This window comes from Limibacillus halophilus (assembly GCF_014191775.1).
GTDB lineage: Bacteria > Pseudomonadota > Alphaproteobacteria > Kiloniellales > CECT-8803 > Limibacillus > Limibacillus halophilus.
Genome location: NZ_JACHXA010000002.1, coordinates 92,259 through 117,139, shown reverse-complemented (window position 1 = coordinate 117,139; position 24,881 = coordinate 92,259). Strand labels below are relative to the sequence as shown.

Annotated in this window: 21 protein-coding genes; 14 read left to right on the top strand and 7 right to left on the bottom strand. The window is 58.6% G+C overall.

Annotation, left to right across the window (positions count from 1 at the left end):
- Window positions 1–96 precede the first annotated feature (96 nt).
- The gene (locus FHR98_RS03675; RefSeq protein ID WP_183415295.1) at window positions 97–3,360 is read left to right on the top strand and encodes a YhdP family protein; all 3,264 of its coding nucleotides are present in this window, start codon (window positions 97–99) and stop codon (window positions 3,358–3,360) included.
- Window positions 3,361–3,362: 2 nt separating this feature from the next.
- Here FHR98_RS03675 and FHR98_RS03670 read toward each other — a convergent pair whose 3' ends face one another.
- Window positions 3,363–3,794, bottom strand: a complete 432-nt coding sequence (locus FHR98_RS03670) for a PaaI family thioesterase (RefSeq protein ID WP_183415294.1) — start codon at window positions 3,792–3,794, stop codon at window positions 3,363–3,365.
- 156 nt (window positions 3,795–3,950) lie between these two features.
- Between FHR98_RS03670 and FHR98_RS03665 the strand changes: the two genes are divergently transcribed.
- The 5 genes from FHR98_RS03665 to FHR98_RS03645 all read left to right on the top strand — a co-directional run bounded on the left by FHR98_RS03665 (window position 3,951) and on the right by FHR98_RS03645 (window position 11,787).
- Entirely contained in the window at window positions 3,951–4,712 is a 762-nt protein-coding gene (locus FHR98_RS03665; RefSeq protein WP_183415293.1) for an ImuA family protein, read from the top strand.
- Window positions 4,615–6,225: a Y-family DNA polymerase gene (locus tag FHR98_RS03660; protein WP_183415292.1), complete on the top strand. Its 1,611-nt coding sequence runs from the start codon at window positions 4,615–4,617 to the stop codon at window positions 6,223–6,225. The genes FHR98_RS03665 and FHR98_RS03660 overlap by 98 nt, the downstream gene beginning before the upstream one ends.
- Before the next feature lie 16 nt (window positions 6,226–6,241).
- Entirely contained in the window at window positions 6,242–9,436 is a 3,195-nt protein-coding gene (locus FHR98_RS03655) for an error-prone DNA polymerase (RefSeq protein WP_183415291.1), read from the top strand.
- A 250-nt stretch (window positions 9,437–9,686) separates the two neighbouring features.
- Complete coding sequence (locus FHR98_RS03650) at window positions 9,687–11,291, top strand: peptidoglycan DD-metalloendopeptidase family protein (protein WP_221205712.1); 1,605 nt, start codon at window positions 9,687–9,689, stop codon at window positions 11,289–11,291.
- 19 nt (window positions 11,292–11,310) lie between these two features.
- Window positions 11,311–11,787 (top strand): bactofilin family protein, encoded by a 477-nt coding sequence (locus FHR98_RS03645; protein ID WP_183415289.1) that lies wholly within the window; start codon window positions 11,311–11,313, stop codon window positions 11,785–11,787.
- 5 nt (window positions 11,788–11,792) lie between these two features.
- Here FHR98_RS03645 and FHR98_RS03640 read toward each other — a convergent pair whose 3' ends face one another.
- The 4 genes from FHR98_RS03640 to FHR98_RS03625 form a co-directional block, all read right to left on the bottom strand.
- Window positions 11,793–12,815: a threonine ammonia-lyase gene (locus FHR98_RS03640; RefSeq protein WP_183415288.1), complete on the bottom strand. Its 1,023-nt coding sequence runs from the start codon at window positions 12,813–12,815 to the stop codon at window positions 11,793–11,795.
- Entirely contained in the window at window positions 12,787–13,647 is an 861-nt protein-coding gene (locus FHR98_RS03635) for an alpha/beta fold hydrolase (RefSeq protein ID WP_183415287.1), read from the bottom strand. Before FHR98_RS03635 ends, FHR98_RS03640 begins: the two co-directional genes overlap by 29 nt.
- 25 nt (window positions 13,648–13,672) lie before the next feature.
- The gene (locus tag FHR98_RS03630; protein ID WP_183415286.1) at window positions 13,673–14,371 is read right to left on the bottom strand and encodes a haloacid dehalogenase type II; all 699 of its coding nucleotides are present in this window, start codon (window positions 14,369–14,371) and stop codon (window positions 13,673–13,675) included.
- Window positions 14,372–14,446: 75 nt separating this feature from the next.
- Window positions 14,447–16,468 (bottom strand): lytic transglycosylase domain-containing protein, encoded by a 2,022-nt coding sequence (locus FHR98_RS03625; protein WP_183415285.1) that lies wholly within the window; start codon window positions 16,466–16,468, stop codon window positions 14,447–14,449.
- A 219-nt stretch (window positions 16,469–16,687) separates the two neighbouring features.
- Between FHR98_RS03625 and dapA the strand changes: the two genes are divergently transcribed.
- Window positions 16,688–17,566: a 4-hydroxy-tetrahydrodipicolinate synthase gene (dapA, locus tag FHR98_RS03620; RefSeq protein ID WP_183415691.1), complete on the top strand. Its 879-nt coding sequence runs from the start codon at window positions 16,688–16,690 to the stop codon at window positions 17,564–17,566.
- Window positions 17,567–17,617: 51 nt separating this feature from the next.
- Window positions 17,618–18,082 (top strand): SsrA-binding protein SmpB, encoded by a 465-nt coding sequence (smpB, locus tag FHR98_RS03615; protein ID WP_183415284.1) that lies wholly within the window; start codon window positions 17,618–17,620, stop codon window positions 18,080–18,082.
- A gap of 10 nt (window positions 18,083–18,092) precedes the next feature.
- Here smpB and FHR98_RS03610 read toward each other — a convergent pair whose 3' ends face one another.
- Both FHR98_RS03610 and FHR98_RS03605 read right to left on the bottom strand, forming a co-directional pair.
- Window positions 18,093–18,731 carry a uracil-DNA glycosylase gene (locus FHR98_RS03610; protein WP_183415283.1) on the bottom strand — a complete coding sequence of 213 codons (639 nt, stop codon included), beginning with the start codon at window positions 18,729–18,731 and terminating at the stop codon, window positions 18,093–18,095.
- Window positions 18,728–19,390, bottom strand: coding sequence for a LabA-like NYN domain-containing protein (locus FHR98_RS03605; protein WP_183415690.1), 663 nt, complete (start codon window positions 19,388–19,390; stop codon window positions 18,728–18,730). Before FHR98_RS03605 ends, FHR98_RS03610 begins: the two co-directional genes overlap by 4 nt.
- A gap of 204 nt (window positions 19,391–19,594) precedes the next feature.
- On the opposite strand from FHR98_RS03605, the gene folK reads away from it, so the two are divergent.
- From folK to acpS, 6 genes are all read left to right on the top strand, one after another.
- Window positions 19,595–20,095: a 2-amino-4-hydroxy-6-hydroxymethyldihydropteridine diphosphokinase gene (folK, locus tag FHR98_RS03600; RefSeq protein ID WP_183415282.1), complete on the top strand. Its 501-nt coding sequence runs from the start codon at window positions 19,595–19,597 to the stop codon at window positions 20,093–20,095.
- A gap of 110 nt (window positions 20,096–20,205) precedes the next feature.
- Window positions 20,206–20,610: a DNA-directed RNA polymerase subunit omega gene (gene rpoZ / locus FHR98_RS16770; RefSeq protein ID WP_183415281.1), complete on the top strand. Its 405-nt coding sequence runs from the start codon at window positions 20,206–20,208 to the stop codon at window positions 20,608–20,610.
- A gap of 166 nt (window positions 20,611–20,776) precedes the next feature.
- Window positions 20,777–22,951: a RelA/SpoT family protein gene (locus FHR98_RS03590; RefSeq protein ID WP_183415280.1), complete on the top strand. Its 2,175-nt coding sequence runs from the start codon at window positions 20,777–20,779 to the stop codon at window positions 22,949–22,951.
- A gap of 44 nt (window positions 22,952–22,995) precedes the next feature.
- Window positions 22,996–23,637, top strand: a complete 642-nt coding sequence (locus FHR98_RS03585; RefSeq protein ID WP_183415279.1) for a DUF2062 domain-containing protein — start codon at window positions 22,996–22,998, stop codon at window positions 23,635–23,637.
- On the top strand, window positions 23,634–24,425 hold the full coding sequence (locus FHR98_RS03580; RefSeq protein ID WP_183415277.1) for a pyridoxine 5'-phosphate synthase: 792 nt from the start codon (window positions 23,634–23,636) through the stop codon (window positions 24,423–24,425). Before FHR98_RS03585 ends, FHR98_RS03580 begins: the two co-directional genes overlap by 4 nt.
- Entirely contained in the window at window positions 24,422–24,868 is a 447-nt protein-coding gene (gene acpS, locus FHR98_RS03575) for a holo-ACP synthase (RefSeq protein WP_183415276.1), read from the top strand. The genes FHR98_RS03580 and acpS overlap by 4 nt, the downstream gene beginning before the upstream one ends.
- The last annotated feature ends 13 nt before the right edge of the window (window positions 24,869–24,881 follow it).

The window sequence follows — 24,881 nt, the reverse complement described above, 5'->3', positions numbered from 1 at the left end:
TCCCGTATATGGCATGGCAAGAGTGTGAAGGAAGCCCCTCAGGGTCAAGCCCGACGGTTGCTGTAATTCAAACCCGCGCAGGGATTCATACCGCAGATGATTCGCCATTCAACCAAGATCGTTGCGGAAATCATAATCGGCGCTTTGGTCATGGTGTTTTTCCTGGGCTTGGCATTGGTCTGGCGCTTGTCCGAAGGCCCCATCACGCTTTCCTTCATCACGCCTTATCTCGAGGATTCGCTTTCCGATCCGGGTCGTGGGATCGATGCAAGAATCTCGGACATGTCTTTGGCCTGGGATGAAGACTTGCGGCGTCCCGAGTTCCGTGCGTTCGGCATAAGCTTGCGGGATTCGGAAGGGGTTGCGATCCTCGAATTACCACGCGCCGACGTGCGTATAAGCCTGCCACTGCTTCTGGAGGGGCGGATCGCTGTGGAGCAGGTTGATGTGATTGGCATCAGCTTAAGCCTGGCGCGCACCGCAGAGGGGCGTGTCCGGCTCACATCTGCGGGTGTGAAAGGTGATGACCCTGCCTTGCCACAAACGGATTCCGGCGGACTCAACGAGTTGACGCTTGACGACTGGCTTGAAGAGGGCACCTCGTCCGACGACCAGGAACCGAGTGAGCCGTCGATTTTCTCAGCCCTGCGGCGTGTAAGAATTATCGGCGCAAGCTTGGTCATGAGCGACGAAAATTCGGGCCTGACGTGGCGCGCTCCGCAGGCCTACATCGATATGCGTCGGAACGATACAGGTATCGTGGCGGCGTTACGCCTGTCATTGGAAGTCGGACAGGACCTGGCGGAACTGACGGCCGATGCAAACTACGAACAGGAAACCGGTCGGATAGATGCGACGACTCGCTTCTCGGGTATTCATCCGGGCCGTCTTGCCGCTCTTCTGCCCTTTCGCGAACTCAAGGAATTGCAAGGCCTGGACCTGGAGCTGCGTGGCACGATGGTTGTCTCCCTGAACGCGGCTGGCACTATAACTCAGGCGGGGTTGGAGATAGACGGAGGCCCAGGCTTTATCACGGTGCCCGGCGTTGATATGACGGTGTTTCCGGTCCGCGGTGTGCGGCTGGAAGCAGGGGTCGATCTTTTGCGTGCGACCGTCAATTTGCGCCGCTTCGATATTTCCCTGGGACAAGGTGATAGCGGGCCCGAGCTCGCACTCTCCGGCGAGTTGCAAGGTCTGTCGGGTGACCTGTTCGGTCGTCAGGCGCGAGATCTCAGAACCAGACTGAAATTCACACTGGCAGGCATGGATGTTGAAGCACTGCCTTTGTACTGGCCGGAGGGCGTATCGCAAAACGGGCGTGATTGGGTGCTTGAAAATATTACCGCCGGAGATGTCGATAACTTAGTGGGGGAGGTCGCGCTCTTCGCGCCGTTAGGCAATTGGGACGAGTTGGTCCTGGAAAACCTCGATGGCACTTTCACGTTTGCCGGTGTCGATGCCCATTACCTGCGCCCCATGCCACCGGTGGTGGGTGTAGATGGTACGGCCACATTCTCGCCCCAGGGACTGGTGCTCGAGATGCAGGGGGGGACCTCAGGTGACATTGTGCTGGGCAGCGGCACTTTGGATATAACCGGCCTGAATGCCAAGGAACAATTTCTTGCGGTGGAGTTTACTGCAATTGGCCCGCTGCCAAGTGTGTTCTCTTTGTTGAATCACCCCCGCGTGGCCTTGATTGATAAACTCGGTCTGAACACGGAAGGTGCGGTCGGCAGTGTCTCGGCGCGAGCCCGGTTTGCGTTTCCGTTGTTGGCCGATCTGACCTTTGATGAAATGGATGTCTCGGCCCAGGGAGATCTGACCGACACGGGGTTGATCAAAGTGCTCCTTGGGCAGGACGTGACGGGTGCCAATGTAAAGCTCGATTTATCGAAGGACAGTATGTCGATTGCCGGAGAAGCCAGCCTTGCTGATGTCCCGCTTACATTCAAATGGCGTGAGAATTTCACGCCAGTAAAGGGAATTCGACGCCGTCTCGAAGGGACTGTGGCGACCGTGGGCCACGAAAAACTGCAGATTTTTGGGATTGCCAGCGCGCCTTACTTGACGGGGCCGTTCTCCGCGGACTTCCTCTATACAGAACAAGCTAAAGGCGAAGCCCAAGTAGATGTGAAGGCCTCGCTTACCTCCGCGACGATGGAGATCAGAGATCTCGGGAACTGGCGAAAAGCAGCGGGTGAGGAAGGGCAGGCAAGCTTTTCCTTGTCTCTTTTGAAGGGTACACCGCGAAGCCTTCAGAATATTCAGGTGACGGCGGGAACACTAAAATTATCCGGCGACGCTCAGTTCAACGCAGAGGGCCGCGATATCGCTCAAGCGCGATTGAGTGCGCTAGCGTTTGGCGAGCAAGCCTTGCGGGATGTGGAAATTACACGTGGTCCTAAGCGCTTGACGGTATCCGTAGCGGGGGGAAGCCTGGACGCTCGACCGTTTCTGAAAAGTGATGAGGATGAGGATACCGCCGCTACCGAACCGGATGACACACACCTGACTCTGACGCTGCGTAACATCGAGCGATTGCGCTTTGGCGATGAAAGCTATCTGGAAAACGGACATCTTGAATTGGAGCGCGTGAAGGAAGGCTGGCGCCGTTTCCTCCTGCGTGGCCGGATTCCCAAGCAGCTTCGCAGTTCTGTCGTGGACGGGCAGGAGCGCTCCCCCGAGGTGGAGGTTTCCTATGCGCCTGCAACGGACGGGCGGCAGGTGCTCGAGATGGCCGCCGCCGACGCTGGCGGATTGTTTCGGAGCCTGGATTTTTTCGACACAATGGATGGGGGGCTGTTGCGGATCAATGGCTCACGGGAAGGGATTGCACGCACCAATCCGCTACGGGGCAATATTGAGATCAAGGATTTCAAGCTAATCGATGCGCCGGTGTTGGCAAAATTGCTGACGGTCGCTTCGCTGACGGGGATCGTCAATGTCCTTAGCGGCGAGGGGATTGAGTTCAAGAGGGCTAAGGGCGATTTCGAGGCCGTCGAAGGGCGTATATCCAGTGATCTGCTGCGTATTTACGGTTCGGCGTTGGGGCTGACGGCGCAGGGCAGTGTCGATATCGATCAAAACCTCGCCGACCTGCGCGGCACCGTTGTGCCCGCATACGCGGTCAATCAGGTGCTGGGCGCAATTCCCTTGTTGGGAGATATCCTGACTGGCGGAGAAGGCGAGGGCGTTTTTGCCGTTACCTACACGATGACCGGTCCGCTGGATGACCCAGTGGTTGCCGTCAATCCGCTGGCGGCCTTGGCGCCCGGCTTTCTGCGTGGTCTTTTCGATGTGGGAAACGGCAACAGCGACACGGATCGTCCCAGGGCAATTCCCGAAGAGGTGGATCGGTAAGGCTAAGGGCGGGTGATGTACTTGAAGACACCCTCGCCTTGACCGATCAGACGACCCAGCGCGTCGGTGACCTCGCAGCTTGCGTAGAAGATTGATCGGCCTCCTCCCTTGCGAACGGCGCGGGCCGTCAACTTGGCGCCCGCTTCTGCGGTGCTGATGAACTGGCAGGTGAGCGAGAGGGTAAATGCGCGCAACGACTGTTCCGGTTCATCACGGTAGCATCCGCTGTACCCGCAGGCCGTGTCGATCAGGGTGGTCAGCATGCCGCCGTGCATGACGCCACTGCGGTTCAGATGCTGGTGTCTGACCAAGAGCGAGACTTCCGCTTCATCCTGCCGCCAGGCGGTCAGGTGATAATCGGTCAAATCGGCGAAGCCACCGCGCACCCGGTTCGGGTCTGCTATGGCTGAGGGTGTTTGCTGTGCATTGCTCATGATCTCCCAGAGACTGCCCAATTGGATTGGCCCTGTCCATAAGCCGCAGGCCTTCTTGACCGCCGCAGCGTTCTACCCTAAAAAGAACATAACAAGAACATTGGTGTGGAAATGATAAGAGCTTCAAAGGAAAATAAGAAAATACAAGAGCTTAGAATGAAAATTCTTCACCTTGAAGGGGGAGGATGCTCTTCCAGCAAGCGCCTGAAGTTTGGTCTGAAAGCTTTGGATCGACTGCTACCGGAAAGGGGGTTGCCGCTTGCGGCCCTGCATCTCTTCGAGCCTTGCAGGCGGGAATGGGATGACGGTGTCGCGAGCGCTTTTGCAACCTCTTTGGTGCGATTGTTCCTGCAAGAAAGCAATCGGCAAGGACCGCTCTTTTGGGTCACGCGACATGACGACCTCTATGGCGCCGGTTTGCTGCCCTTCGGTGTGAAGCCAACCGACCTTCTGGTTGTTCGCGCTGCTGGAGATGCCGAGGTCTTCTGGTGCCTTGAGGAAGCTTTGACGGATAGCAGCCCGGCCTTGGTGTTAGGCGAGATTGGCAAGTTGGGGCGCATTGCCGCCCGTCGCTTGCAGTTGGCGGCGGAAGCAAGCGGTATCCCTTGTTTTTTGCTGCTGCGGTCTTTCACGCCGCCGCCCGAGCAAAAGGGCAGCGGTGCTTTCAGCCATTGGCGCTTGGCGCCTGCGCCCAGCACCGCTGGTGCTGCGGGGCAATCCAGCCGCACCGATAATCGTTTGTTGGGACGGCCGCGCTGGCAGGTCGAGTTGCTGCATTGCCGGGGTGGGCGCCGGGGGGACTGCCTCATGGAGTGGAACGATGAAACGTGTGCTTTCTCTATGGCTGCCCCGCTTCGCGACGGAGCGCTACCACCTGTCTCCGGCGCGGAACTGGGAAGGGCAACACAGGCTTCCTGAGGCCCCCTTTGCCCTAACCGAGAACGAGCGCGGGCTACTGCGCCTATCGGCAGTGGATAGACGAGCCGAGGCTCAGGGTCTGACGCCGGGCCTGCCTTTGACCCAAGCGCGGGCGCTGCTACCTGGTCTTGTTACGCTCGCGCATGATCGGGGTGCCGAGAAACGTCGCCTGGAGAAGCTGGCGGATTGGTTGGAGCGCTACAGTCCCTGGGTCGCTCTGGATGAAAGTAATGAGGGGGCCGCGGGCTCGGCGGCTTGTTGGCTCGACATCAGCGGTTGCGCGCATCTGTTCGGTGGTGAAGCCATGATGGGCCGGGACCTCTTGCATCGCCTGGAGGGTTGGGGTCTGACGGTCCGATTGGGGCTTGCCGATACGCCGGGAGCAGCCTGGGCCGTGGCACGCTTTGCGACTGCCGCAGGAGAGCCGTTGCGGATTGTCCCGGCGGACGGGCAGCGCGCCGCCTTGGCGTCTCTGCCGATTGCAGCCTTACGACTGCAGGAGGCGGAGGTGGAATTGTTGGGGCGGTTCGGCCTGTTGCAGATCGGTCAGCTTTACGAGCTGCCGCCCGCCGGGCTGGCGCCGCGTCTGGGGGGAGCCGTGCAGCGACGCCTGCGGCAAGCTTTGGGGGCGATGGCTGAGCCTTTGTCGCCACGCCGCGCGCCGCTGCGCTTCGAGGCCCGGCTCGGGTTTTCGGAGCCGGTCGCCGCCGTGGACGATCTCGCCGCAGCGGTGGAGAAGCTGCTCCAGGAACTCTGCAGAACCTTGCAGCAAGCGGACCAGGGCGCGCGCCGTTTGCTTCTAGTTCTGCACAGGGTCGATGCCAGTCGGCAGGAGATCCAAATCGGCGTTAGCAAGGCGAACCGTGATCCAGAGCATCTCGGCCGTTTGCTGGCGGACCGGCAAGAGTCTTTCGATCCGGGTTATGGGGTCGAGGTCATGACCCTCGCAGCGGGGGTGACGGAGCCCCTGAGCGCCGAGCAGATGACCCTGGCGGACAGAAGGAAAGCGGACCGGGGTGAGACTGGCGGGCTGCTTGACCGCCTTCTGAACCGCCTTGGCACAGGGCGCGTCTACAGTCTGGAGCAACGACCGTCTCATTGGCCTGAAGCGGCCCAGGTTAAGAGAGAGCCCACGGAGAAAGGAGACCTTCCCAACGCTTGGAGAAGCACGTTTGATGGGCAGAATCCTGCGGGTTTACGCCCGTTACGCTTGCTACCGCGTCCCGAGCCGATCGAGACGCTTGCTTTGCTGCCGGATCATCCACCCGTGCGCTTTGTGTGGCGGCGGGTCACACACCTGGTGGCGCGGGCTGAAGGCCCCGAGCGTCTGTTGGGCGCCTGGTGGGAACGACCGCTAACGAACGAAAATGCGGCCAGGGATGCGGCCAGGGAGGCAGGCGAACCCGCAAGGCTGCCGCAGCGCGATTATTACCGTGTCGAAGATCAGGAAGGTCGGCGATTCTGGCTGTTTCGCGATGGCGGCGATTGGTTCTTGCATGGGCTTTTCGGTTGAACGGAGGCGGAATGGGATGACAGCCTTTGCCGAGCTACAGGTGACGACCAATTATTCCTTCCTGCGGGGCGCGTCCCATGCTGAGGAATTGGCAACGGCGGCCGCAGCCATGGGCTTGCGGGCAATCGGTGTGGCGGATCGCAATTCGTTGGCCGGAGTGGTGCGCGCCCATGTTGCCGCCCGGCAGGCCGGAATAGGTTTGTTGGTGGGCGCGCGGTTAGTTCTGCGCGATGGCTTGGAGATCATCTGCTATCCCAGAGATCGAGCGGCTTATGGGCGCTTGTGCGACTTGTTGACCAGAGGCAAGCGGCGTGCCGGAAAGGGAGACTGTGAACTTCATCGGAGCGACTTGGAGGCATTGGGAGGGGGGCAGTTTCTGATCGTTCAGCCGCCGCGCCGACCAGGGGGGGATTTTCAGCCTTGGCTAGCGGGTTTGGCGGCCAGCCATCCGGGGGAGGTTTTTTTGGCCGCCTTCCGCCACTACCACGCCGGGGAGCTGCGGCGGCTGGCGGAGCTGGCGAGACTGGCCGAGAATAGTGATTGCCCGCTGCTGGCAAGTAACGATGTGGCTTACCATGAGCCCGCCCGCAAATTGCTGCTGGACGTTCTGACCTGTATCCGCGAGGGCTGCCGGATCGAGGCTTCGGGCTTTCGCCTGGAAGCTAATGCGGAACGCCATCTGAAATCTCCGGAGGAGATGGCGCGCCTCTTCGTCGACTATCCCGAAGCCCTGACCCACAGTCTGGATATTGTCGCGGGCGTAGATTTCTCCCTCGATGATCTACGCTACGAATACCCCGAGGAGATCGCGCCCGATGGAACTTCACCCGGCACGCGACTGGCGCAGCTTGCCTGGAACGGTGCGGCGCGGCGGTACCCAGGCGGTGTGCCAGACAAGGTTCGCGCGCAGATCGTGCATGAGCTGGAACTGATCGCCGGGCTTGGTTACGAGCCTTATTTTCTGACCGTTTATGAGTTGGTTCGTTTCGCGCGGGAGCGCGGCATCCTCTGTCAGGGACGGGGCTCGGCGGCTAATTCGGCGGTCTGCTATTGCTTGGGGGTCACTGCAGTCGACCCGTCGCGGTTAGATCTTCTGTTCGAGCGTTTCATGAGCAGTGAGCGCGGCGAGCCGCCCGACATCGATGTGGACTTCGAGCACGAGCGTCGCGAAGAGGTTATCCAGCATATCTATGAAACCTACGGACGGGATCGCGCGGGTCTCACGGCGACGGTGATCCGCTACCGCAGCAGAGGGGCGCTGCGCGACGTCGGCAAGGTCATGGGGCTTTCCAGCGACACCCTGGGCGCCTTGGCGGGTAATATCTGGGGTTGGAGCCGTGAGGAAGTGCCGACGGCGGGCTTGCGCGCGGCCGGATTGGACCCGGATGCACCCCGCCTGCGGCAAACCTTGGAGATCGTGCGGGCCTTGATCGGCTTTCCCCGCCATCTGTCGCAGCACGTCGGTGGCTTCGTGATGACGCGGGGGCCCTTGCGGGAACTGGTGCCGATCGAGAACGCGGCAATGGCCGATCGGACGGTCATCGAATGGGACAAGGACGATCTTGATGCGCTCGGTATCCTGAAGGTGGATGTGTTGGCGCTTGGCATGTTGACTTGTCTGCGAAAGGGTTTTGACCTGCTGGCCTGTCACAAGGGATTGCACCACAATCTGGCCAGCGTCCCGGTTGAGGACAGCAAGGTTTACGACATGCTCTGCCGGGCGGATAGCATTGGTGTCTTCCAGGTGGAGAGTCGGGCTCAGATGAGCATGCTGCCCCGGCTCAAACCGCGCGACTTCTATGACCTGGTGGTGGAGGTGGCCATTGTGCGGCCAGGGCCGATTCAAGGGGATATGGTACATCCTTATCTGCGTCGGCGAAGCGGCGCGGAAAAGGTCTGCTATCCCTCGGATGCGCTGCGTGCGGTGCTGGAGAAGACCCTGGGTGTACCACTGTTCCAAGAGCAAGCCATGAAGATTGCCATTGTCGCCGCCGGGTTCACGCCCGCCGAGGCGGACCAACTGCGTCGGGCCATGGCCACTTTCAAGAACACCGGCACCATCCATAAGTTCCGCGAAAAGATGGTGCATGGCATGGTAGAGCGCGGGTATGACGAGGATTTCGCCGAGCGTTGTTTTCGGCAGATTGAAGGTTTCGGAACTTACGGGTTTCCGGAAAGCCATGCGGCTTCTTTCGCGCTGCTGGTGTACGTCTCCGCCTGGATGAAGTGTCACCATCCAGAGGTTTTCGCCGCAGCCCTGTTGAACAGTCAACCGATGGGTTTCTATGCGCCGGCGCAGATTGTGCGCGACGCCCGTGAGCATGGCGTCGAGGTGCTGCCCGTGGACGTTAATCACAGCGATTGGGATTACGGTTTGGAGCCGGGATCGCGCGGGACGTTGGCGCTGCGCATCGGACTGCGTCAGATCAAGGGCTTGGCCGAAGCGGAGGCCAAGCGCCTGGTTTCGGTGCGGGGCAATGGTTACCCGGATATCGTAACGCTGTGGCGCCGCGCCCGCTTGTCCAACCGTACGCTGGAGGTGTTGGCCCGCGCCGATGCTTTCGCTTCGCTTGAGCGCGACCGGCGTCAGGCTTTGTGGGAGATAAAGGGTCTGCCCGACGCCAATCCCTTACCACTTTTTGCCGCCGCGCAAGAGGAGGAGAGGGGGCCTGAGCCGGTTGTGACGTTGCCCGACCTGGCACCCGGTCAGCAGGTGGTGGAGGACTACCTCAGCCTGCGCCTTAGCCTGCGTGCCCATCCGCTATCGTTTCTGCGGGCTCGGCTTGAACGCGAGGGATGGCGAGACAGTCGTGCGCTCAAGGATTCGCCGGACGGATGCCGACTCGGGTTGGCGGGATTGGTTCTGGTGCGCCAGCGTCCCGGAACGGCCAGAGGCGTTATCTTCGCGACCCTGGAGGATGAGTGGGGTGTGGCCAATATCGTGATCTGGCCAGACCTTTTTGAAAAGCAACGCGCCGTGGTGATGAAGTCGAGCTTGTTGGCGGTGCAGGGGCGGCTCCAGAAGGAAGGGCTCGTTATCCATCTTATCGCCGATCAACTCTATGACCTGAGCCCCCGTCTGGCTGAATTGGAGATGCCCGCGACGGCCTTTGCCGGGGCATCTGGTCGGGCAGATGAAGCCCGGCATCCGACACAGGATCGGAGGCAAGCGCGCCATCCAGCGCTCCACCGGTCCCGGGATTTTCATTAAGAGCCTCTAAAAACCCTGGAAAACTGCGGTATTGATTCAACCCCCTTGCTCATCTCGCCGTTAACCTTTAGCTTTTTCCGCGCTTGGAAGAGCGGCATCTCAGAAGCTAGCCAAACGAGCAAAACGAGAAGCTAAACGGAGCGCCTGATAAGCAGGCATACTCTGAGGTAACAACGGGGGATACCCCTTTTAACAAGGGAAACGCTGCAACGGTCCGCCTTCCTTAGCGTTGCCGCGTTTATTGGTTCGAATGCAGGAAATTCTCAGACACGTTCGTGCCTGGGTCGATCGCCAGTTTCCCGAAAGGGAAATTTATTTGCGTGCCGAAGGCAGAGTCCGATTTCTTCGGGTTTCGCCGCGGCAGCAGAAACTGGCGACGGGCTTGGCGATTTGCTTAGCAGGTTGGGGACTCGCAGCGACGGTAACGGCTGTTGTTTCTCCCGTCATCATAAGCGAGCAGCAAACGGAAATTAACAAGCGCGACCAGGCTTACGTATCGCTCTTGAACGAGATTGACCAGTACTACGATCAATACACCAACATCCTGGGCGGTCTGGAAGACAACCAGTCGATGCTGCAGGATATTCTTTCCGGTCAGGCCGAAGGCGTAAATCTGGCTGACATTCAGGCCCGGCTTAATCGCAGTGAGGGCGATCACGCAAAGGTTGTCGTGGCGCGCGACGCGCTCGAAAACAAGCTGGCTTCATTCGAATCCAGCCTGCGCCAGATCGCTGAGCAGAACGTGACCCTGGAAACCCAGGTCACCTCCATGAAAAGCGTGCTGGATTCAACAAAGGCCGAGCGCGAAGAAGTTGTGAAAGCCCGGGAAACTTTGCTTGGTCAGCTCACCGAGACTCAGGAACGCCTGACTCGTGAGAAGCTGACGAAGCAAAAGCTTCAGGCAAATCTGGAAGACATATCCGAGGATGTCGTGATCGGCGATGCCGAACGTCAAGCCTTGATTGAAAAGCGCTTCAGTCTCGAAGCGGAAATCGCCGCGCTTGAAACGCGTCAGCGAGGCGCGGAAACCCGCCAGACCCAGCTAGAGCAGATCATTATCAACCTGCAGGAATCTCTTGATGATTCCCGTGATATGCGGGCTCAGTTGTCCAGGGAGCGCGATGAACTGAAACTACAGGTCGTGAGCCTGGAAGAGACTCTGTCGGCCTATGAGCAACGCCAACTCGATCTGGTAGCGAAGCTTACCGAACGCACGCTCAGCAGCATCGGTGACATCGAAAAAGCCGTTGCGATGACGGGTGTGGAAGTCGACAAGCTTTTGAACCGCGTGAACGATGCACCGGAGGGCGAGCTTGGCATGGGTGGTCCGTTCGTACCGTTGGTAGGGCCGGAACTGGATCAGGACAACTCTTTCCAAACAGCGCTGGCACTACTGGACCTGCACCTGCGGCGCTGGGAGGGGCTGCGAACCATCGCAACCGCATTGCCTCTGACACCGCCGATGGATAGCTACGAGTTGAACAGTAACTATGGTCCGCGTAAGGACCCGAAGAACGGCAAGCGGGCGCAGCATTACGGTATCGACCTTGGTGCGCCGACGGGAACACCGGTATTCGCACCTGCACCAGGCAAGGTGGTAAAAGCCGGATGGTTTGGAAATTATGGCCGTTATATAGAAATTGATCATGGTTTCGGTGTTACAACACGTTATGCGCACCTCAAACGGATAGAGGTGAAACGCGGTGAAACCATTGATTTCCGGCAACCGATTGGTGCCGTAGGGTCGTCTGGACGAAGCACTGGACCGCACCTGCACTACGAGATCCGCATCGATGGCAACCCGCTCAACCCGGATAACTTTCTGGAGGCAGGTAGGCATGTTTTCAAAGGCTAAGAACGGAGGACCTTCTGATATGACCCCCTCCCCGGAGCCCAAGGACAATGGCCTTGGCAGTCGCCCTCGTGCATCGATCGGGGGCGTGCCGTCGATCATCAGCAACGATCTGACGATTCGCGGAAACCTTGAATCCGATGGCGATATTCAGATTGACGGACAGGTTGATGGCGATGTTTTGAGCCGAAGCGTCACGATCGGACATGGTGCGCGAGTCAAAGGCGTCATACGGGCCGAAGAGGTCAAGGTATCTGGCCAGGTCGATGGCGAGATACACGCAACCAATGTCGCACTCCTCGCCAGCGCGAAGGTGACCGGCGATATTATGCATAAATCCTTGTCTATTGACGCGGGCGCCTTCATCGAAGGCATGCTCAAACGTATCGAGGATGCCCGTCCGGCTTCCATACAGCCCAAGACCGCAGCAGCCTCGTCCGGCACTTCTGCGGTCAGCGCAAATTCATCCGGCAGTAATACGTCGTCGTCGCCCGTTTGATGGGGTCAGGCTCTTTCAAGAGCCTCTTGGAGCCGAGGCCAGTCGACATTTCCGCCTGAAAGGACGATGGCCAAGGTTCGGCCGTGCGTCGCGACCTTGCCTGAGAGAACGGCGGCTAGCGTGACGGCGCCACCTGGTTCAACAACCAACTTCAACCATCGAAACGCGAAGGCCATGGCGTCCATTACTTCGTCGTCGCTGACAGCGACGCCTTGAGTGACCAGGCTCTTATTGATCTGAAAAGTTAGGTTCCCCGGCATAGGCGAAAGCAATGCGTCGCAGATCGACCTTGCCGCGGGGTCGTTCGCCTCTCTTGATCCGCTCCCAAGCGAGCGTCCCGTATCATCGAATCCGGCAGGTTCAACGAGCGTTAGTGCGGTATCTGGAAGCCTGTTCTGGAGGGCGAGGGCGATACCGGCCGTCAATCCGCCGCCGCCGCAGCACGTAAGGACCTCTTCTGGAAGCGCGCCAAGCGCCTCGGCCTGTTCGGCAATCTCCAGGCCGCAAGTGCCCTGGCCGGCAATGATCCGGCGGTCATCATAGGGTGCGATCAAGTAACTTCCGTATTCGGCGCAGATACGAGCCGCAATTTCTTCGCGGTTCTCGCCAAACCGGTCATAGGGGATGACCTCCGCGCCATAGCCTTTGGTATTCTGAACCTTGATGGCAGGGGCGTCCGACGGCATGACGATACGCGCCGGGATGCCGCAAATCTGGGCGGCGGCGGCCACGCCCTGCGCGTGGTTTCCTGAGGAGTAGGCAATAACACCGCGCTTTTTTGCGTCAGCGGGAAGGCTGGAAATTGCATTGTAAGCGCCGCGGAACTTGAAAGACCCTGTGCGTTGCAGGACCTCCGGTTTGATCAGAATTCGGCCGCCGGTACGTTCGTTGAGCGCCATATTCTCGAGCAACGGCGTACGGATGGCATGGCCTTTCAGCCTCTCGGCGGCGGCCAGAACATCGGCAAAGACCGGTGTCGTTAGGTCGGACGCAGAGGTCTTAGGAATCGATACGGGCGAGGAACTCATCGATCGCTAGCTCCACTTCGGGTTCATCCAATGTCGGGGCGTGTGGCGTGCCTCTGACGCACACCTCAGTCAGGTCCGGATGCCGTTCGGCCATACGTGCCGCCGTTTCCGCGCTCAGGAGATCGGATGTCTCCCCCCGGACCAGTAAAAGCGGCTTTTGCTTCAAGCTCAGAAACGGTGGCCAGAGGTCGCCCGGTGGCGGACCCTTAACGAGTGCCTGGGCAATCGCCGTATCCCAACTGAAATGCAATTTTCCGTCGTCGCCGGCCTTGAACGCGGTCTCGGCTAGTTTGCGGTAGGTGTTCTCATCCGCGCGTGGGTAACTGCCGGGCGGGAAGTTGCTGGCGATATGCGCCATAGCATCGGGCCAATCCGCCTGCGGTTTATCTTCGCCAATTGCTGCAAGTATCCGCTCGACACCGCCTGGAGTGAAATCGGGACCGATATCGTTGATGACGGCGGCTTTGAAAGCGGCGGGCATCAAAAGGCCCATACCCATGGTTAGTAAACCGCCCAGGGAGGTTCCCACCACAACGAAGTGGTGGAGGTTTGTCGCAGCGATCACCTGGAAAACGTCATCCAGATAAACTTCTGGGCGGTAGTTGCGCCAGTTGCTATCCCGATCGGATCGACCCCGGCCTCGGTAATCGAAAGTGACAACACGACGATGCGGAGCATGCCGTTCAGCCAGTTCCCGAAAGTCGCGTGTGTTCCGGGTCAAACCGCTGAGACAAAGCAACGGAGCCGTGTCGTCTAGCGGATCGCCCCAGTCCTCGACGTGGAGACGCAGGCCGTCCTTCGTTCGGACTTTCAGGTCGCGGCGAGGAGTCATCCGGTTCTACACCCTCCCAACTGTCTCAAGCGCGGACCGGTACCGGAAGGTCGTCCAGCGTGCTGATAACGGCCTTCGGTGTTCCCGGTAACTTATCCCAGAGGCGGTTGAAGCGATTCAACCAGGCCACCTGAAAACCAAAGTGCGCGGCTGCGGTTGCATCCCACGTATTGCTTGAGACGAAACAAATCTCCTGTCGCGTCACGCCCAAACGGTCGACGGCCATCTGGTAGACACGCGAGTCTGGCTTGTACACACCCACTTCCTCAACTGAAAGGGCATAGTCGAGCGATTGGCCAAGGCCTGCGAACTCGATAGCGGCGGCCATCATCTTGGGCTCGCCGTTCGAAAGAACCGCTGTTGCGATGCCTGCGGCTTGCAAGCGCTGCAGGCAGGCCGGCACCTCCGGATAGGCCTCAAGTTTCAGATAGAGCTCCATGAGCTGAGCTCGGAATTGCGGGTTCTGAACGCCGTGGCTTTCCAAGGCGAAATCCAGGGCGTCACCTGTGATTTTCCAGAAATCCACATGCTCTTTCATCAAGCTGCGTAACCAGGTGTATTCCAGCTGTTTTTGGCGCCAGAGATTAGAGATGGAGTCTTTGTTCGGCCCCAGTTCTTCGGCAAGTCGTGCAGCGGCCGAATGGACGTCGAACAGGGTGCCATAAGCATCAAAGACGCAAGCTTTGATCTGGCCCCAGGGAGTGCTGTTAACTTCAGTGTTCATTTTGCTGCTGATCCTCACTCACTGATCGTTGACCCTCACCTCGCTGCGCAGCACAGCAGATGAGGAACTTGCTGTCTAGCGACCGGCGGCTCGGTCAAGGTCTTGTGAAAGCTGAAGCTCCAGTGCGTTTGGGCCGCCGATCCGTTGGCGGTAGACAACCATCGCTTCGAGGACGCGTTGCACGTAATTACGGGTCTCGTAAAACGGTATCCGCTCAATCCAGTCGACGGGGTCGACGCCCGGTGTGGTCGGATTACCAAACCGACCCAACCACTCATCCACGCGGCCTGGCCCCGCATTGTAGGCGGCAATCGCAAGGATGTGAGATCCGCCAAACCGCTCCAGCATTTCCTTCAGGTATGCGCTGCCAAGGGTCATGTTGTAGCCCCCATCATCGAGCAGCCGATCACTGCTGTAAGGCAAGCCAAGGTCTTTGGCCACTTTCTTTGCAGTGCCCGGCATAAGCTGCATCAGGCCGCGTGCGCCGACGCGGCTTATGGCATCGCGGCGGAATAGGCTTTCCTGCCGGATCAGGGCCAGAACGAGCGCCGCTTCCGGATTGCGCTGTTGCAATTGCTGTGCCGGGAAGGGCGCCACCGGAGGCAGCGGATAGAGGTAGTCCTCTAGATAAACATCGGCTAACTGAGCTGATTTGGCGACGATAACGGCCAGATCCGTGCGCTTGCTCTCTGCGGCAAGATCAGCCAGCAGGCGATAATCGCTTGCGGATTCGGCATTGCTCCGAAGGGCGATCACAAAGCTGCTCAAACGCTCGGTTTCATCAAATCGGTTAAGCAAACGGACAACCTGTACCAATTCCTTGGCCTCAAAAGCCTCTTTCTCTTTTGTGTCAGCCGGGGGGGCAGCCTGCGCAGGCGATAGGGCATTGCGCTGGTGCAAGCCTGCGCGCACGGCCGCCAACTGACCATAGAAACTGGTGGACTCAGCGGCCGCCAATTCATACCAGCGACGGGTCTCGGCACTCATGCCCGCAGTTGCCTCCACGGCGCGGCCGGCCCAATAAGCAGCACGTCCCTTGCTGATCGGCGTGCCGACGCCGTCATAGAGTCGTTGAAAGTGGGCGAGCGCATCGTCGGGACGGTCGAGGAACCGCAGGGCGAGCCAACCCGCCAGCCACTCCGCCTGCGCAAACTCGATGCCACTCTCCAAGCCGTTTCCTGCAGCAATTCTGTAGGCGGCCTTGAAGTCTTTTCGATCCATCGCTTCCCGAGCGGCCCAATGGCGCAGCCTCCACCAGCGATCCGCATCCCTGTATTCGGGATGTGGCGGGTCGAGTAACTCCATCACGCCTTCATAACGGTTACGCCGCAAACGCCAGTGCGCACGTTCGTAAAGCAAGCCTTCATCGTCCTGCAGATTGGCAGGCACCGCACGAACCGCGCCGTCTACGCCCGGCTCGTCTCCGGCGAGCTTCAGGCGCGCTGTTGCCAGCGCTGCAATCCCTGTCCCTAATCTGGCCGCTTGACGCAACGCGCCCTTCGAATCCTGCCGTGACAACAAAGCCTCAAAACGTTCGCGATCATCGTCCTTGGTCAAAAAGCGGCTGTATGCGGCAAAGAATCGCTTCTCCACATCCTCTGACATTGATTGTTCGCGCCAAGCCTTGCGTGCGAGCTTGCTGACCTCGGCTTCTTGGCCGATCCGGGAGTAATGCGCCAACGCGCGCTCAATACCCGGCATGGTGCGGGGCCGATAGGACTCAAACCAGATCGATAGTGTTGCGGGGTCAATCTCCTCGGGAAAACGTTTCTCGGCCGCGACGACCACATTAGATTCCTGCGGCCAGCCCGGATGGCGGTCCAAAAAGACGGCAATATCCCAAAATCCAACCTCCGGGCTATCGGCGAGTGCGGCTCGCCAGATCAGGAGGCCGTCAAGAAGTGGCGATTCGAAAGGGGCAACGAGCGCTTGCGCCGCTTTTAAGGACCCCTTGTCCGCTAGTTCGAGCGCCTTCGAGACAACGGGGGCCGCCAGAGTTCCCGAAGACTGTGCGGATTGGTTCGCGACCTGAGCAAGGCCAGGCGTGGCAAGGGAAACGAAAAGCGATAAGGTAAAAACGAGCCAAGTTGGCCGCATGAATGGACTCCCGATCCGGTTTGTTCCCCCGTGCGGGACTCTACTCGTTTGCAGCCCGACCAGCAATCAAGGCCTCGGGATAATCGCACTTACAATGCGGGTTTTATCAATACTTGCCGCAGCGGCAGGCTGAGACTAAGGTGCGCCCGATTTCCGACTGTTTAGGCTAGTCGGGTCTTCTTACTTTGAGAGGAAAGAATAGACGCTATGTCTGGTCCGATGTTTCGTGGCTCACTCACTGCATTGATCACGCCGTTTACGAATGACGGCGTGGACGAAGATGCCTTTCAGGCCTTCGTGGATTGGCAGATCACCGAAGGCACGCAGGGGCTGATTCCCTGCGGCACGACGGGTGAATCGCCGACCTTGACGCATGCTGAGCACAAACGCGTCGTCGACCTTTGCGTGGAAGCGGCGGCCGGGCGCGCACCTGTGATCGCTGGCACGGGCTCCAACAGCACAGCCGAAGCGATCGAGTTGACCAAGGCGGCCAAACAGTCTGGTGCGAACGCCGCACTCGTGGTCACGCCCTATTACAACAAGCCAACTCAGGAGGGGCTCTTCCAGCACTTCAAGGCGATCCATGACGCCGCTGATTTGCCGATCCTGATCTACAACATTCCGGGGCGTTCGGTGGTTGATATGTCGGTCGAGACCATGACCCGCCTATCCAAGCTGCCAAACATCGTCGGCGTGAAGGACGCGAGCAACGACCTGACTCGTCCGATCGAGACGCGTCTGGCCTGCGGTCCCGACTTTTGCCAGTTGTCCGGCGAGGACGCGACGATCCTGCCGTTCCTGGGTGGCGGTGGGCATGGGTGCATTTCGGTGACCTCCAATATCGCGCCTCGGCTTTGCCGTGAAATGCATGATTCTTGGGCAGCAGGCAATTTTGCCGCCGCGCAAGCTTTAAGCGATCGCTTGATGCCGTTGCACCGGACCATGTTCTGCGAGACCAGTCCCGGGCCGGTGAAGTACGCCGCTAAACTACTGGGTCGTAGTTCGGACCGCCTGCGGTTACCCTTGGCGCCCATCGCCGAGGCTACCTGCCGCCGGGTCGAGCAATCGATGTTGGACTGCGGGCTGATCGACGGGTAAGGCCTGCGTATCGTTAGCGTTGATAGGATAGAATAGAGGAGCGGACCCGCTATGGCTGGCACGGGGACCCGCGTTGTCGCCGTCAATCGGCGGGCGCGGCACGAGTACTTTATCGAAGATACCCTGGAAGTCGGACTCGTTCTCATGGGTTCCGAGGTTAAAGCCTTGCGCGCCGGTCATGGGTCGATCAAAGAGGCCTACGCGCGCGAACAGGGCGGTGAGCTATACCTGTTCGGCTGTCACATTTCCGAGTTTGCACCGGCGGCAAGAGAGAATCACAGTCCTTTGAGACCGCGCAAACTACTGTTGCATCGCCGCGAGTTGGGCAAACTTCTGGGCAAACTTCGGGAGCGAGGTGCGACGCTGGTCCCGCTCTCCCTCTACTTCAACGAGCGTGGCGTGGCCAAGCTTGAGCTGGGTTTGGCGCGCGGCAAGAAGAAGGCCGACAAACGCGAAACCGAGAAGCAACGCGATTGGGATCGCCAAAAGTCGCGCCTCGTCCGCGAGTACGGTTGATAGCTGGGTGCTACGCCAACTCTTCCTGTAGCTGGGTAAATACTGCTTCGAACATCTGCGTGGTCAATCGACCGGTATTGGTGTTGTAACGCGAGCAGTGATAGCTGTTGGCAAGAAGCAAGCCGTCGGGCAATCGGTGCTGGGCCGCATGGGCGAAGCGAAAATGACTCTTGCGCAAACCCAAAGCCGTCAGCACCGCGCCATGTGATACCAGACCCAAGCTTAGAATTGCCGCAAGGCCAGGGCGCAGACTTGCGATTTCCGCACGCAAATAGCCGTTGCAGTTCCGTATTTCGGATGTTTCGGGCTTGTTTGCCGGCGGTACGCAACGCACCGCATTTGTGATGCGGCAGCCGCTCAAGGTCAGGCCATCGTCGGGCGCTGCCCGATAATCACCAAGGGCCCAGCCAAACTTGGTCAAGGTCGGATAGAGAAGATCGCCGGCATAGTCACCGGTAAAGGGCCGCCCGGTCCGATTTGCACCCTTCAAACCAGGGGCTAACCCCACGATCAACAGGCGCACCGGTGCCTGCCCGAATGCCGGGACAGGACTGTTGAAGAAAGTAGGGAACTTATCCCGGTTACTGGCGCGAAATTCCGCTAACCGCGGGCAAAGCCCGCAGTTGCGGTTGGGTTCAAGATTGCTCATGCGCCAGCGGTATCGTCGCCGTCTTCGTCGAAATAGTCATCGTCATCGTCATCGTCTAGATAGTCGTCCCCATTCTCGCCTTGGCCTTCACCATGATCTTCACTGGGCCGGCGTGGCGCGCTGTCGTCACCGTACTGGCGAGCGATCTCGCGTTGCAAATCCACCAAGTCGACAAAGTGATCGGCCTGGCGCCGTAGTTCGTCGGCTATCATCGGCGGTTGGGTCTTGATTGTCGAGATGACGGTAACTCTGACGGCCTTGCGCTGTACGGCTTCAACCAGACGGCGGAAATCCCCGTCACCGGAAAAGAGTACGATATGATCCAGATGCTCGGCCATCTCAAGCATGTCGATGGCAAGCTCGATATCCATGTTGCCCTTGAGCTTCCGGCGCCCCGAAGCGTCGGTGAACTCCTTGGTCGGCTTGGTGACCATGTTGTAACCGTTGTAGTCCAGCCAATCGACCAGAGGGCGTATGGGAGAGTATTCTTGATCTTCGACCAAGGCAGTATAGTAAAAAGCCCGAATCAGATGGCAATGATCGCCGAAGAACGTCAGAAGGCGCTTGTAATCGATGTCAAAATCCAAGGATCGCGCTGTTCCGTAAAGGTTTGCGCCATCAATAAACAGCGCCACGCGTTCATCAGGGTAAAATCGCAATTTCATTAGGTCGACTTTCTCTAAAAATAGAAGTTTGCTAAATACGCTCCGGAAATGCTGCCGCGCCCGTAAACCACCTCCTGCTAATTTTCCGACGCGGGAAGTGACCGGAGCCCTTTCAATAGGATTCGATAATTGCCGGTAAATTCATAACTTGGAATGTGGCGCAAGAGCAGCCCGGATTCAATGGCATAGTGTGATCAAATGATCTTGATAGCTTTAGGCGCAAACTTACCTGCCGCGGGATATACCTCACCGCGGGCTACGCTTGAAGCCGCTTTGTCTCGGCTACAGGACAAAGGTCCGAAAATCACGGCAAAATCGCGATGGTATCGCAGCGCACCTGTGCCGCCGTCCGATCAACCGGATTTCGTCAACGGTGCGGCCTGCGTGGAAACAGAGTTTGGTTCCCGGGAACTGCTGGAGGCCTTGCATGCGATAGAGGCCGAATTCGGTCGCAGGCGCAGTGTCCCCAATGCGGCACGAACACTAGACTTGGATCTACTGGCTTATGACGCCGAGGTCGTGGATCAGCCAGGGGGATTGCAGATTCCGCATCCCCGTTTGCAAGACCGCAGTTTCGTGCTCCTTCCTTTGCGCGATATAGCAGCGGAATGGCGTCATCCGATCTCCGGACTGAGCGTAGGGGAGATGTTGTCTCGCCTTCCGACCCTTGAGGGAGTAAGCCCTCTGGATGACGACTAGGGCCAATATCAAGGTGGCAGGCCGGACTTGCTTTTGCCTGAACCGCTGCCTATATTCCGCCCTTCGTTTTATTGGCTAATCTTCAAGCTAGAGAAGGGAGCGATAGGCCGATGGCCCGCGTTACCGTCGAAGACTGCGTTACTAAAGTTCCCAATCGATTCGATCTTGTCATGCTCGCTTCGCAGCGCGCGCGGGAAATTTCCGCTGGTGCGCCGTTGATCGTCGAGCGGGACAACGACAAGAATCCCGTCGTTGCCCTGCGTGAAATCGCTGAAGATGCCGTGAGCCAGGACGAACTGCGCGAATCGGTTATTTCCGGCATGCAAAAGCACAACGAGCGCGACGAGCCGGAAGAAGAGGCAGCGGAACTCGATGCCCTTTCCGGCGAGACCTCGGAAGCCGAGGCAGGGGCTGCTGAGGTCGAATCCGAGATGGATGGCGAGGGTTTGGAAGCCGCGCTCGGGAAAATATTTGAGGACATTACTGCCGACGACGTCACGAATTACGACGATTGATCAGGCAGTCCTCTCAAAGTGATCGAAAAACGGCGCGGTTCCCTTCCGCGCCGTTTTTTTTGCCGCCATTGGGGCTGGCGATAAGCCCGTTCTGTTCTTAGATTTATGTGATGTCATGTAGTTCGGGTACATTGAGTTGCCTGGCAACTGTTTCTGGCGTTGAGGAATGACCCGGCAGCAAGTTTTAAGACAGGTCGAACTGGTTGAACGTGTGAAGTCCTACGATCCGGACGTGGACGAGGACGCGCTCAACCGCGCCTATGTGTTCGTCACGCATGTTCACGGCGCTCAGCAGCGTGCGTCGGGAGATCCTTACTATTCTCACCCAATCCAGGTTGCCGGCATCCTGACCGAGTTGAAGCTCGACCAAGCCACCATCCTCACGGCCTTGCTGCATGATGTTATCGAAGACACCGACACGCCCATATCGGAAATCGAGCGTCTGTTCGGCGAGAAGGTCGCGCATTTGGTGGACGGCGTCACGAAGCTGTCCCAGTTGGAATTGAAGTCCGAGCGCAGCAAACAAGCGGAAAATTTTCGCAAACTGTTCATGGCGATGTCTCAAGACATTCGCGTGCTGTTGGTGAAGCTGGCCGACAGGCTGCACAACATGCGCACGTTGCATTTTTTCAAGGATGAGGCTAAACGCCGGCGCATTGCTGGTGAAACGATGGATATTTACGTCCCGCTTGCCGAGCGGATCGGCTTGCATCGTTTCAAGGAGGAATTGGAGGATCTAGCCTTTCGGGAGATCAACCCGGATGCCCGCGATTCAATCCTGACCCGCCTTGGGTTCCTGAAGGAACGCGGCGAGGACTTGACTGGAAAGGTCATCGACCGGTTGAAACGTGATCTCGCGGAAGAGGGGATCGACGCTTGGATATCCGGACGCATCAAATCCGCTTACTCGATTTGGCGGAAAATGCAGAAGCGCAACGTTGCGTTCGAGCAACTCTCCGACATCATGGCCTTTCGGGTGATGGTCAAGGATATCGCCGAGTGTTACCAGGTGCTGGGTGTGCTGCACAGCCGTTACCCGGTCGTTCCTGGGCGCTTCAAGGATTACATCTCGACTCCCAAACCGAATGGCTACAAATCCTTGCATACGGGGCTGATGGGGCCTGAGCAGCAGCGCATCGAGGTGCAGATTCGCACGCAGCAGATGCAGGAGTACGCTGACCTTGGTGTCGCGGCGCACTGGTCCTACAAACAGGGCGTGCCGAATGTTGATGGCCGACAGTACCGTTGGGTGCGCGAACTTCTCGACATCCTCGATCATGCCTCCGATCCGGAGGAATTCCTGGAACACACGAAGCTTGAGATGTTCCAGGACCAGGTGTTCTGCTTTACGCCGCGCGGCGAGATTGTCGCCCTGCCAAGGGGATCCTGTCCCGTCGACTTCGCCTATTCAGTGCACTCTGAGCTAGGCGACACTTGCGTCGGGGCAAAGGTGAACGGCCGCGTCGTACCGCTGCGCTACGCTTTGCAGAACGGCGACCAGGTGCAGGTCATGACCTCGCGTGGCCAAACGCCGTCCCCGGACTGGGAAAATTTCTGTGTCACCGGGAAGGCGCGAGCCCGAATTCGCCGCTTCATTCGACAGAAGAAACGCGGCGAATATATGGAACTGGGACGTGAGGTCATCAATCGGCGTTTCAAGGAAGAAGGACTGGAGGCCACCGAAAAGGGTTTAGCCGGCGTCCTCGCAAAGTTCCGATTGGATCAGGTAGACGATCTCTACGCGGAGGTGGGCGCAGGCAATCTGACCGGCCGCGAAGTCATGTTGGCAGTGTTTCCGGGCTTGAAAGAGAAGCAGCGTCAATCCCGTCAGGCCACGGCGATTGAGCGGGTATTCAAGAAAACCGTCGATCGCACCAAGCACCGCAACGGTATTCCCATTGATGGTCTGATACCCGGCATGGCGGTGCACTATGCCCATTGCTGCCATCCGCTCAAGGGTGACCGCATCGTGGGGATCGTCAATACCGGCAAGGGTGTCACGGTCCATACGATCGATTGTGAAACGCTGGAAGCGTTCCAGGACATGCCCGAGCGTTGGATTGATTTGTCATGGAACCACGACCGCGATGCGGACGAGGACCTGCAGGTAGGCCGCTTGCACCTGGTGGTATCAAACGAGCCCGGCGGCTTGGGAAACCTATCGACGGTCATCGGCAAACACGGCGGCAACATCTCGAATTTGAAGTTCACCAACAGGAAACCGGATTTCTTCGAGATGCTTGTTGATGTAGAAGTTAAAGACGCCAAACATCTTGTGGACATTATCGCTGCGCTCAGGGCATCGCCCTCGGTCAGCTCCGTCGACAGACAGAGAGGGTAGCCGTCAATGTTCAGTATGTTTCCAGCAATCGTCGAAGCCTGAAGATGCTGTTTAGTCGGCGCGTTCCCTCGACCCTGTTTGCAAAGTTCCGGCAGTTTATCTGGCCGAAAGCGGGCTGGCGCCGGGCGGCTACATACGTTGCCCATCGGGTTCGCCGCCTTCCCGGGACGCCCTATCATATTGCTGCGGGCTTTGCTTGCGGGGCAGCGGTCTCCTTCACGCCTTTGCTGGGATTGCACTTCGTATCAGCGGCATTGTTGGCGTGGTTGATGCGGGCCAGCCTGATGGCATCCGCCATCGGCACCGTTGTGGGAAACCCCTGGACCTTTCCCTTCATCTGGGTGTGGATCTATACCTTGGGCCGTTTCGTACTCGGATACGAGCACCCTGCAAGCCTGCCGGGGAAGCCCACATTTGGTGAGTTGGACGCGACAATTTTTACCGTGGAGTACCTGCGAGACAATTTCATGGATGTGGCCGTGCCTATGATTGTCGGTGGTCTACCAACAGCTATTGTCGCCTGGTTTGCCTTTTACTGGCCGCTAAAGATGCTGGTAGAAAGCTACCAAAAGGCGCGACAACATCGGCTTGCAAATCCTCGTAGGAAAAGCCGAAAGGCAAAGCTTCATAATAATTTGAATGCGGGTAATGTGAACGAACCCATCAACAGTGGAAAACGGCAATGACTGGATACCTTCGGCTGGGTGTCAACATCGATCATGTTGCGACAATACGGAACGCCCGCGGCGGGCTCCATCCTGACCCGCTGCGCGCGGCCCACCAGGCGGCGGCCGCCGGCGCGGACGGCATTACAGCGCATCTGCGGGAGGATCGCCGTCATATCTCCGATCATGATATCGAGCGTCTGACACAGGAAATCGATCTGCCTTTAAACTTGGAGATGGCAGCAACACCGGAGATGCTGGAGATCGCACTGCGTCATTGCCCGCATGCTGCCTGTATTGTACCGGAAAAACGCGAAGAGGTGACGACTGAAGGCGGGCTCGATGCCGTAGGCAACATGGCGATTTTACGGCCCTTTGTTGCAAAGCTGAGGGATGCCGGAATTCGGGTTTCTCTGTTTATTGATCCTGACGTAGACCAGATCGAGGCGGCAAAACAGCTTGGCGCGCCCGTCGTCGAGTTGCATACCGGCGCTTACTGTGAAGCCGTCATTGAGAATGCAGACGGTGCTTCGGCAAAAAGCGAACTACATCGCATCCGTCAGGCCGCCGCTGTCGCGAGCGACCTGGGTTTGGAATGTCACGCCGGACACGGGTTGACGTTTGATAGCGTTGCCCCGGTTGCGGCCATAAGTGAAATCGCCGAGCTTAATATTGGTCATTTTCTGATCGGTGAGGCGATATTCACCGGATTGGAATCGGCTATATGCCGGATGCGTCAACTGATGAATGAGGCGAGGGCAGCAGGGCAGGACCAGACGTCAACATCCGCAGAGGCGATTGGGCAATGATCCTCGGTATCGGCAACGATTTGATCGATATCCGCCGGGTAGAGCGCACTCTTGAGCGCTTTGGCAATCGTTTCACGCAGCGTGTCTTTACGGAAGTCGAGCGAAATAAGTCTGACCGGAGGCAAGCCAGGGCGGCAAGCTATGCAAAACGGTTTGCTGCCAAAGAAGCCTGTGCGAAGGCTCTCGGGACCGGCGTGCCGAGACGGGGTGTCCATTGGCAGCATATGGGTGTGGTGAACCTTCCGAGCGGCAAACCGACAGTCGCTCTGACCGGCGGCGCGTTGACGCGGTTGCAGGAGATCACGCCGGCCGGCATGGTCGCGCAGATCGACATAACGATTACCGACGATTACCCGCTTGCGCAGGCTTTCGTCATCATCTCGGCGCTACCTGAAGCGCTGGAGCAGGATAGTTCCCTGGACGCTGGCATTGTTGGTCGTTAGAAAGGCGCAGCCA